This is a genomic window from Sphingomonas sp. CFBP 8760 (assembly GCF_014841615.1).
Classification (GTDB): Bacteria; Pseudomonadota; Alphaproteobacteria; order Sphingomonadales; family Sphingomonadaceae; genus Sphingomonas.
On sequence record NZ_JACYUG010000005.1, the window covers coordinates 293,142 to 303,154 of the forward strand.

The 10,013-nt window shown below is 63.7% G+C and carries 9 protein-coding genes; 8 read left to right on the forward strand and 1 reads right to left on the reverse strand.

The genetic code is table 11. The features are described 5' to 3' along the window. Positions 1 to 165: 165 nt before the first annotated feature. The 5 genes from IFT82_RS09375 (at position 166) to IFT82_RS09395 (ending at position 4,602) form a co-directional block, all read left to right on the forward strand. Positions 166 to 606 (forward strand): DUF736 domain-containing protein, encoded by a 441-nt coding sequence (locus tag IFT82_RS09375; RefSeq protein ID WP_192126028.1) that lies wholly within the window; start codon positions 166 to 168, stop codon positions 604 to 606. Between the two features lie 81 nt (positions 607 to 687). Next, a complete protein-coding gene (locus IFT82_RS09380; protein WP_192126029.1) occupies positions 688 to 1,854 on the forward strand; it encodes a DUF2493 domain-containing protein in 1,167 nt (388 codons plus the stop codon). Between the two features lie 766 nt (positions 1,855 to 2,620). After that, the gene (locus IFT82_RS09385; RefSeq protein ID WP_192126030.1) at positions 2,621 to 2,980 is read left to right on the forward strand and encodes a hypothetical protein; all 360 of its coding nucleotides are present in this window, start codon (positions 2,621 to 2,623) and stop codon (positions 2,978 to 2,980) included. Between the two features lie 312 nt (positions 2,981 to 3,292). After that, the gene (locus IFT82_RS09390; protein ID WP_207105771.1) at positions 3,293 to 3,634 is read left to right on the forward strand and encodes a hypothetical protein; all 342 of its coding nucleotides are present in this window, start codon (positions 3,293 to 3,295) and stop codon (positions 3,632 to 3,634) included. A gap of 386 nt (positions 3,635 to 4,020) precedes the next feature. After that, positions 4,021 to 4,602: a hypothetical protein gene (locus IFT82_RS09395; RefSeq protein ID WP_192126032.1), complete on the forward strand. Its 582-nt coding sequence runs from the start codon at positions 4,021 to 4,023 to the stop codon at positions 4,600 to 4,602. Positions 4,603 to 4,776: 174 nt separating this feature from the next. Here the strand turns inward: IFT82_RS09395 and IFT82_RS09400 are convergent, their stop codons facing one another. Further along, positions 4,777 to 5,001: a hypothetical protein gene (locus IFT82_RS09400; protein WP_192126033.1), complete on the reverse strand. Its 225-nt coding sequence runs from the start codon at positions 4,999 to 5,001 to the stop codon at positions 4,777 to 4,779. Positions 5,002 to 5,548: 547 nt separating this feature from the next. Between IFT82_RS09400 and IFT82_RS09405 the strand changes: the two genes are divergently transcribed. The 3 genes from IFT82_RS09405 to mobF all read left to right on the forward strand — a co-directional run. After that, positions 5,549 to 5,836, forward strand: coding sequence for a ribbon-helix-helix protein, CopG family (locus tag IFT82_RS09405; protein WP_192126034.1), 288 nt, complete (start codon positions 5,549 to 5,551; stop codon positions 5,834 to 5,836). Next, complete coding sequence (locus tag IFT82_RS09410; protein WP_192126035.1) at positions 5,826 to 8,201, forward strand: type IV secretion system DNA-binding domain-containing protein; 2,376 nt, start codon at positions 5,826 to 5,828, stop codon at positions 8,199 to 8,201. The genes IFT82_RS09405 and IFT82_RS09410 overlap by 11 nt, the downstream gene beginning before the upstream one ends. 11 nt (positions 8,202 to 8,212) lie before the next feature. Continuing rightward, a partial coding sequence (gene mobF, locus IFT82_RS09415; RefSeq protein ID WP_244646619.1) for a MobF family relaxase occupies positions 8,213 to 10,013 on the forward strand: 1,801 nt, incomplete at its 3' end.

Consider the following 10,013-nt stretch of genomic DNA (forward strand, 5'->3'; position numbering starts at 1 on the left):
GGGGCTATTTATGCTCGGACTCACCGAGTACGATGACTATAGTGTCAAGTAATCAATCCGTTTGGCTAAATAGAGGGGAGGGGGTAGAAAGAAGATGCCGGAGGGGAAAGGCCCCACGGACCGGCAAACAGGGGGACAGGCCCCCGCCTAGATGGAGTTAAGACTATGAACATCGGTCAGTTCAAGAGCGCCAACGGTCAGCTTATCGGTTCGATCGCCACCGCCACCATCGACCTTGCCCGCTTGGGTCTCCGCCCGGTCGAGAGCGTCAACGAGCGCGCCCCCGCCTACGAAATCGTCACCCTGAACGTCGCCCGCCGCTGGGTGCAGATCGGCGCACTGTGGGAGTTGACCAGCAATTCCACCGGCGAGGTTTTCTATCAGGGTAAGCTGGACGACCCCAGCCTGTCCGAGCCGCTGCAAATCACCCTGTTTGGCAACAACGACGAAGGTTTCCGCGTTGTCTGGAACCGCCCGCAGCCCCGCCGCGAGAACATGGACGGCACCCGCCAGACCCGCCGCAAGGCCAATGACGACGGTTTCGGCACCGGCAACGCCACCGACAACGGCCAGCTTGCCGACGTGGACGACATGCCCGCCTTCTAAGCCACCGACCGAGACGGGCGGGGAGAGCGCTGTAACGCTCCCCCGACCCTAAACCGCCATCCCTGCCAAAGGTTTACCGCCATGACCAAGAAGACGACCTCCGCTAGCTTTAACAGCTTTTCCGACATCGGCGAAGCCCTTGGGAACACCGACGCCGCCCGCGCTGAGGCAGCCCGGAAAGGTTGGGAAACCCGCCGCAACAACGCCGCTCGCGACGACACCCACGATTGCGATCCCGCCAACGATACCCCCGAGCATGACACCGCCAGCGACCAGCGCGCGGCCGAGATTACCGAGAGCATCACCGAGGCGACCGCAACGACCAATTTTCAGGAAGCGTTCGGCGACGTTGGCGCGCTGTCCATCGTCGAGCTTGGCGGCGAGCGCGAAGAACTCGACATGCCGGAACCGCTACAGGCGCAGCACGATTGCGCGGCGATCATGGCGACCCTGTTCGACTTGTTGCGCGATACCCGCCTTGAGGCGAGCGCACAGGCGATCGCATGGGGTTTCGTCAACTCGTTCCACTTCGAAGCGCAGAAGCTGGAACGCGAGGAAGACGCGCTTTGCCGCGACCTTGGCGAGATGGCGCGCCGCTATGAGCCGTCCGAAATCTACTCGACCGAGATGGAGGAATTGCAGCTACGCGCCCACACCATGACTGAGCGTCGCGCCGCCATCGAATGTATGCGCGACTATGCCGCCGACTGCTACCACGCGCAGTCCGGCCACCCTTGGTCCCCGGCGCGCGGATCGAAGGTTTCCAGCGGCGGAACCGCCAGCCAGATTGCCGCCCTCGACTTCCTCAAAGCCCGCGCGCAGGACCACCGCGAGAAGCGCAACCCGAGCGGCCCGCTTGTCGTCTTTTCGGGCGGGCAGGAATGGCACGACCACGAACAGCTTTGGGAGAAGCTGGACCAGATCAAGGCCCGCGTGCCCCACATGACGCTTTGCACCACCGCCCAGCGCCGGGGATGCGATATGATCGCGGCAGCTTGGGCATCCAGCCGCAACGTGACCGTGATTGCCTTCACCCCGCAAACGGGCCGCTATGGCAACCGCGCCGGGTTCGTCCGCAACGAACAGCTTGTGAAACTGGCACCGGTTGAAGCCATCGTCTGTCAGGGTTCGGGGCTGCAAAGCAACCTGTTGCAGGTACTGAAAACCGCCCGCATTCCAACCCATGCTTTCCCGATCAGCGGACAGGCACCCGCGCCGACCGCCCGCAACCGGCAGGCGAACGGCTAACCCCTTTCGGGCGGCGCAGCCCAGAGCGCGCCGCCCCCCTCTTTCCTTGGCAGGAAATCCCTCAGGCCAGCGACGGGCGACCCCCGGCGCTGGCCCTTTTTTGCCAGCGTTGCTGTGGGGGGAACCCTACGGTTCCCCCCACGCCAGTCGGGCGGCGGCGCGACACCCTTGGCACGGCCCCGTCGGGCCGCGCCTGGTCGCCGCGCAGCCGCCCGACTTCCCCCCTCCGGTAGTGCGCTACCGCAACTCCGTGGCGATCGCCGGCGAGCTGATCGGACCTTGCGGGCGGGGATGGCGCGGCACCCGGCTCGCTCGCGTCGGTCAGGCCCTTCGGCCTGCCCCGGCTACGCATCGACCGGGGAAGCGCCGTGACGGGCATCGAGCCCGCCCCGGCGCTGTCACGCGGCACCCTTGGCACGGCCCCGCCGGGCCGCGCCGCGTTCACCGCGCGTCTGTCCAGATCGACAGGCGGCCCCCGGCTCGCTCGCGTCGGTCAGGCCCTTCGGCCTGCCCTTGGCTACGCATCGGCCGGGGAAGCGCCAAGACGGGCATCGAGCCCGTCCCGGCGCTGCTGCCGCGGGGAAAATCTATCTCTCTGTAGTCCCATCATGGCGGCCGGGGCGACAGGCCTCAAGGACGGCGGGGCCCCACCATTTTGCTACGCAAAATCGTGACCCCCACCACCGCTGGCGCGGCCGCTACGCGGTCCTTGACCCCTGCCACCCCGGCCACCGGGAGGACTTCGTCATCGACGAAGGAGGATCACATGTACAACGTCTCGGAAGCTTACGGTCACGACCACAACCCGTTCGGCGTCTACGATCTGGACGATGCCGCACTGGCCTCTCGCGCACGGGGTCTATCGTCCGAGATCGGCTCGCTGATGCGCACGCTGAACCGGTTCGAGGACTTCTGCGACCGGATCGACCTGAAGGCACTCGACGAGAAGACGCTCGCCGGAATGTACGACACCGCATGCGGCACTGACTGGCGGGTCTATGAGGCGGGCAACGAACTGGATGCCGTCGAACTGGAATTGAAGTCACGACGGGCGGCGGAAGCCCAACCGGAGAGCCTGTACGACCCGAACCGGATGGACGATCCCAACTGGTTCTGGAACTTCTGACCGGGGGCCACGTGCCCCCTTTTTCATCGCGCCGGCATCCTGCTCGCTCGCATCGGTACGGCCCCTGCGGGCCTCCCCTTGCCACGCCTCGCACAGTGAAGCGCAAGGCGGGCATCGAGCCCGACATGCGCTGCTGCCGCGAGGAGGAAAACTCTCTTTCAAGTCGGCCCATTATCCCGGCCGGCGCGGCGAGCCTCAAGGACGACGGGGCCCCACCATTTTGCTGCGCAAAATCGTGACCCCCATCGCCGCTTACGCGGTCGTTTACGCGATCCTTGACCCTCGCCGCGCCAGCCTACCGCAACATTCGTCTTGAAGAAGAAGGAGGACGACATGCAGGTAACGTTGTTTCGCGCGCTCCGAAGCGTTAATATCGATGACGAGATCGCCCAAAAAGCCGTCGAAGCCGTCGAGGAGCATATTGAAATGGCCGTCGGACAAGCCGTGAAGCCGCTCGAAAACAAGATCGACACGCTGTTGATCCAGATCGCGGCGCTGTCGACCAAGATCGACACTGTCGGGACCGGCACCCAAACCGCCATCTCGAACATCAGCGGCGAGATGAAATCGGTCAAATGGGTCAGCGTCGGCACCACCGGCTTCATTGCGCTCTTCGGGGCAGCGGCAACCTTGGCCGCCAAGATGATCCTCTAGCCACGCAGGGAGGGGCTTCGGCCCCTTCCTTCATCGTTCAGACGAACAGGCCATCCGGGCGACCGGGTGGCCTTTTTCATGGTCATCGCTGACCTACGCGCGGCGTCCGGCTCGCTCGCTGCGGTACGGCCCCTGCGGGCCTCCCCTCGCTACGCCTCGGCCGGATTAACCCCGGTGCGGGCATCGAGCCCGCCCCGGCGCTGCTGACGCCGTTTCCCGACCCTTACGAACTGTTGCCAGCCCGCCTCGCTGGCTGGCGCAGCGGCCTTTCGGCCGTGCGCTCGCTCCGCCTCGCGGACCGACCGCCGCGCAGAGACAGCAACGTTCCGAACCCTCTCCGGAGAGAAGGGGGAAGGGGAGATGCGGTTTCAACGAAGGAGGTCGAGATGACCATCACTTTCCGCATTGAAAACGGCAACAGCGTTCTCCCTCCGAAGGCAGCCGTCATCACCCCCGAGCAGCTTGTGTCGCTGCGCGATCTTCTCGCCGAACAGTCGCTACGATTGGGCATCACTATGCTGGTTCCGATCCACGGCGTCACCGGCGATCCGACCTTCGACCTCGAAGCTCGCATTTGCCCGCTTGCTCTGGCCAGCGTGTCGCAATGCTTCGACCATGACCCCGACGTGATCGCCGTTCTGGACGAAGCGCAATTCCTCGGCCGGCGGGTCCGAATCTGGCAGGCAGAGCATGGCGGGGATATCCGGATCAGGCTCTCGCTAACTCCAGATGCCGAGCTGCAGCTGGCACTCAGCGAAGCCCATGCCATGACGCTCCTGAACGGCCTTGGCCTCGATCGATCACGGTCCGGCGTCATCGCCATGACCGAGCTTCGCGATCGCCTGACCAGCCCCCGGATCAGGCGTCGTCTCGCTGCCGATCCGGCCATGGCATCCTACGTCGAAACCCTGACCGCCATGGCTGTCATGAAGCCGGTCGAGGGCGAGTGCCGGCTGGCTTGGATCTGACCGAGCAACGACCCGCTGACGACATCGCATGGGACGCCCAGCCTGACGGCTGGCGTCCCATTTTTTTGCTTGGGAATGCCCAAGCCGGCTGCGCCTCGATCCTTGGCAAAAGAATGGCCGCACAAGGTAGCAAACCCGTGCGGCCATTGGCATCGATCCCGGTCTCGAACCGGCTCAGGCTTTCGCCGTGAGCCGCTTCTCGACCTCATCCATGCCCAGCGTCTTCACCGCCTCCATCAACCGCTCCAGCCGGTCCAGTGGGAGCTTCAGCAACCCTACCTTCTCGACCCTGTCGATCGCCGTATCCCGAAGCTTCTTCTGATGCGCCTTGCGACGCTCCGCCAGCTTCAGTTCCTCGGCCTCGATCGCGGCCATTTCAGCGTCCAGTGACTTCGCCATTTTCCTTACCTTCTGGTCAGGCTGATCGGGCTCTGAACACCCCCGGTATAGCCAGCGATCGACCCCTCGAAAAGACCACGGCCACTCGATCCGAACTCACCCAAGGAAACCCCCATGACGATTATCGTCGAACAGGCCCAAGAGACCCGCGCGAAGCGCAGGTTCAATCCATCATTCCGCCCTGATGGCGGACCCCTGCCCCACGGAAAACCGGAGGCCCTTCCCATCGACCTGAAGAACAAGAAGGATCAGAGCAACACATGGGAATCGAGACAACAAAGAAGCACACCCTACGCAAGCTGCGCTTGCCCCTTTCCGCGAAAAATCAATGGCTTAAAGCGCGCTTGGCGGTGTATACATTGTCGTACGATTTGTCGTACGTTGTAATACGTTACTGAAAGCACGGTTTTCCGCGGGTTTGCGCGTAAGACACTGTCGTACGTTCATGCTGTGATAGGCAAAATCTGCCTTGTCGCAGCTATATGCCTACGCTATGCAGAAGGTCCTCCTCAGGACCCACCAGCCTCTCTGCTAGGAGGCTGGTTAATTGAGTACCTCACGACCTTTCACCGTCCGTGTAGACGGTGACCTGCGTGTCCGCATCGAGGAACAGGCAGCTAAACTGGAATGCTCACCATCGGACCTGGTCCGACGGGCGATCGAGCAACATCTCGACGGACTGAAGCTGCTACACGGTAGCAAGCGCCGGCACCTGCGTGTGACCGAGTATATGCAGGTCGCGCTCGACGCGATCATCCGCAAAGACCACCCGGAAATGCGCGATACGCTGGTCCTCGAAACCGACCGTCGCATGAAGCTTCACCATGGCGCGTGATGACCCCAAAAAGCCGGCCAAGAAGCCGCGCAAGGACATCCGCAACGACAAGCGGCCGATCCCGCAGGAACACCATTCCGCGCGTGGCGACGCTCCCCGCAATTCCGGCAACTTCACCCGCGGCAGCCAGCTCCTCAACACCCAGGTCCTCATGTGGCTGCAGGGCATCAAGATGCCCGTCTACATGTGGCTTGGCGTCTTCGTCATCGCCTACTCCACGATCCTGACGCTGACCCTCGACGAGAACAACATCCAGCTCATCTCGACGCGGATCCTCTCGGGTCTCTGGGACTGGATTTCGTTCGACGAGATGAAGCGGATCAACCTGCGCCTGCCCGACAATAGCGTGCGCCATACCTACATGGGCTACGTCCCTTATGTGCCGGAGGTTATCCTTGCCTGGCACAAGGCCGTGAAGGGCCTGCTCGGCTCGGTTGTGGCCGCCTCGTGCATCACCGTCCCGCTATCGATCTGGTACGTCGATTTCTCCGCACGGCGCGGCAAGGCGATGATCCAGGAACGCCATGAGCGCGGCGCCATGCTGGTCGACCGCGACCTCCTCTATGCCGAGATCGCCGCCCACAACAAAGTCGAGTTCGTGAAGGAGGCCGCACGGATCTTCCCAGGTGAGACGCCGGAGCAGGTCCTGAAGCGCAAATTCAAGGCTCGGAAGCTTGGTGGCATCCACCACCCCTACAGCGTCGCCGGTATCCCGTTTCCCCACCGGCTCGAGCAGTCTCACTTCATGACGCTCGGCACCACCGGCTCGGGCAAGACCACCGTCTTCCGCAAGCTCCTTCAGCAGATGCGTGAACGCGAGGACAGCGCCGTCGTCTTCGACCTGACCGGGGCCTATGTCGAGGCGTTCTTCGATCCGGAACGCGACACCATTCTCAACCCGGCCGACGCCCGCTGCCCGGCCTGGACGATCTTCAACGACTGCACCAGCTACAGCGATTTCACCGCTGCGGCCGGCGCGCTCATTCCGTCCGATGGCGGTGCCGGGGATCCCTTCTGGGTGCTGGCCGCGCGCACCCTCTTCATCGAGATGTGCATGAAGCTCATCGAGATGGGCGAGACGTCCAACCAGGCCCTTGCCGACAACCTCATGACCGCCGACCTCAAGCTGGTCCACAAGCACCTCGCCAACACCATCGCCGACCCGATCACCGCACCTGAAGCCGCCAAGATGGCGGAGTCGATCCGAGCGGTGTTCAACACCAACGCCAACATCCTGCGCTTCCTGCCCGACGACGGTCCGCCATACTCGATCCGCGACTGGATGACGGCCGAGAAGAAGCCCGGCTCGATCCTGTTCATCACCTCCAATTACACTGATCTGGAGATGAATCGGGCACTGCTCACGCTGTGGTCCAACCTCGCGATTCACTCGCTGATGACGATGCGCAAAACCCGCGACCTGCGCACCTGGTTCGTGTTCGACGAGCTTGGCGCTCTCCACCGTCTGCCGGCGATCGAAAGCGGCCTCCAGACCGCCCGAAACTTCGGCGGGGCGATGGTCCTTGGGCTGCACTCGTTCGACAAGCTCATCCAGGTCTACGGCGAGGAGAATGCCCGCAACCTGTCGTCGCTCGCCCGGACCAAATTGATCCTCGCCGCGGCCGACCTCGACACCGCCGAACAGGGCGCCCGCTACATCGGCAACCGCGAGATCCGGCAGATGGATGAGGGCTATAGCTACGGCTATAACAACACCCGCGACGCCTCGACCCTCACCCCGCGCAAACAGATCGAGCCGCTGGTCATCCCCGACGACATCATGAACCTGCCGAGCCTGCACGGCTTCGTGAAGTTTCCTGACGGTTTTCCCGCCGCCCGCGTCCGCCTCGAATGGGAGCATTACCCGACCGTCGCCGAAGGCTTCATCCGCCGCAAACCCGGCAAGCCGGACGAGCCTGGGACGGGTGTTCGCGGAAGGGGTGGCAAGCCGCAAGGTAGTGATGATGAAGTAGGGCGTGGGGATGTGCCGGGTCTCGATGAAACCGAGGTTCCGCCCGCCAACATCGCCAATAATTTCGCCAGCAATATCCTGTCGCAGCCGACCGAGGATGAGGTCGACAACTCACGCGACGGGAAGACTGACGAACCTGCAACCCAGAGTCAGCCGCAAGCACTGCTCGAGGACATGCGCGAACCGGCGCCTGACGACAAACGCGACCACCGCGCAGCGCCCGCAACTGGCCAAGCGGAACGCTCGGGCGACGACGATGATCGCCACGGTAAGGCTGGACCGGTGCGAGCTACGGAGCCGACGCCGGATCGGGCTGAGGACCTGTCGACCCGCGAAGCACGTGATGCCTTCCCCGACGAGATCGAGGACGGTGGCCTGGGTGTGGGTGACTAACGATGCTCTCGATGGCACCCGTCAGATCGGCGTCCGGGGCCGCCAAATATTTCGCCAAGGACGACTTCGTCAGTGGCGAATATTACACCGACGAGAAGGCCGGTGACGTCAGCATGTGGGGCGGCGAGGGCGCGGCCGCGGCTGGCCTCGAGGGCAAGGTTTCACAGGAGACCTTCGCCAAGGTATTGGGCGGTGAACTGCCGTCCGGCGAGCGGGTCATGGACCAGCGGCAATCGCGCCGGCCAGGCTATGACCTGACATTCTCCGCGCCGAAATCGGTATCGGTGATGGCCTATATCGCCGGCGACAAACGCATCCTCGGTCCCGACGGCGCCCAGACTAAAGCGGTCCAGCAAACCATGGCCTGGGTCGAGAAGAACCTCGCAGAAACGCGGATCACCAAGGACGGTAAAACCGAGACGGTGAAGACCGGCAACCTGGTCTACGCGCTGTTCCAGCACGACACCAGCCGGGCGCTGGATCCGCAAGCCCATATCCATGCGATCGTCGCCAATATGACGAAGGGGCCTGACGGCAAGATGCACGCCCTGCATGCCGACCGGATCTGGTCGAGCAACAGCGTCATCGGCTCGATCTACCACAGCTACCTTCGCGATGAACTGGAGAAGCTTGGCTACCAGGTCCGGATGGGCGGCAAGCACGGCACGTTCGAGATCGTCGGCGTGCCGAAAGAGGTGCTGGAAACGTTCAGCCAGCGCCGCGAACAGATCATGGAGAAGGCGGCCGAACTCGGCATCGTCTCGCCCAAGGGCCGCGACGGTGTCACCGTCACTACCCGCGATCCCAAGCTGAATGTCGAAGACCGCGACGGCCTCGTGCTCGACTGGATGAAAAAGGCGGCCGAACACGGTTTCGACGGCAAGAAGCTGCTCGAAGGGGAACTGGCGAACGCCGCTAGCCGTGAGGACGCTGGCTTGGTCGGGCGCAGCTACCATGCGATCGCGGACGCGGTGAAGGTCGCGATGGAAACCGTGTCGGGGCTACTGCGCTCGCCGGACCCGTTGGTCGATCGCGGTATCGTCCGGTTCGCGCAGTCGACCGGCCAGGCGAACGCTCAGCTGGCGGTGGCATCCGCGGTCCGTAGCCTCGATCAACGCGAAGCCGCCTTCGACAAAGACAAGGTCGCCAAGAAGGCGCTCGACTTCGGCCTCAAGGGCGTGACGATCGACCATGTCGAGGCCCGCGTCGAGCAGCTCATCGAGAAGGGCAAGCTCCTCGTTGGCGAGATCAAGGTCGAGGGTAAGACCGTTGCCGCGGTCACCACGCCGGACGCACTCAGGACCGAAGAGGCCATCCTTGCCCGGATCGAGGAAGGCAAAGGCGCTGGCACCCCGATCGTCACGCCCTCGGCTGTGCCGGATCGGCTGCAGGCCGCCTCCCCTCACCCGCTGAACGAAGGCCAACTCGCGGCCGCGACGCTGATCGTCTCCACCCCGGATCGCATCGTCGCCGTGCAGGGCATCGCCGGTGCCGGCAAGTCGACCATGCTGCAGGCCGTCGCCCGCGTCGTCGAGTCCGAAGGCAAGTCGGTGCTTGGCCTGGCGTTCCAGAACAAGATGGTCGCCGACATGAAGGAAGGCATGGCGCGGCCCGACGCCATTCCCAACCGCGAAATGTCGGTCGACCAGATGAAGGACTCCGGGGTTCAGGCGGAGACGATTGCGTACTTCATCTGGCACAACGCCAAGCACGTCACCAATCCCAATACCCCGGAGGCACAGGCCCGCCGCGCGGAGCTGAAGGACACGGTCATCGTCGTCGACGAGACCTCGATGGTGTCGAACCGCGACA

Excerpts from the sequence above, each read along its gene's own strand:
- IFT82_RS09375 (WP_192126028.1), top strand. The coding sequence starts at position 166 with ATGAACATCGGTCAGTTCAAGAGCGCCAACGGTCAGCTTATCGGTTCG.
- IFT82_RS09380 (WP_192126029.1), top strand. The coding sequence starts at position 688 with ATGACCAAGAAGACGACCTCCGCTAGCTTTAACAGCTTTTCCGACATC.
- IFT82_RS09385 (WP_192126030.1), top strand. The coding sequence starts at position 2,621 with ATGTACAACGTCTCGGAAGCTTACGGTCACGACCACAACCCGTTCGGC.
- IFT82_RS09395 (WP_192126032.1), top strand. The coding sequence starts at position 4,021 with ATGACCATCACTTTCCGCATTGAAAACGGCAACAGCGTTCTCCCTCCG.
- IFT82_RS09400 (WP_192126033.1), bottom strand. The coding sequence starts at position 5,001 with ATGGCGAAGTCACTGGACGCTGAAATGGCCGCGATCGAGGCCGAGGAA.
- IFT82_RS09410 (WP_192126035.1), top strand. The coding sequence starts at position 5,826 with ATGGCGCGTGATGACCCCAAAAAGCCGGCCAAGAAGCCGCGCAAGGAC.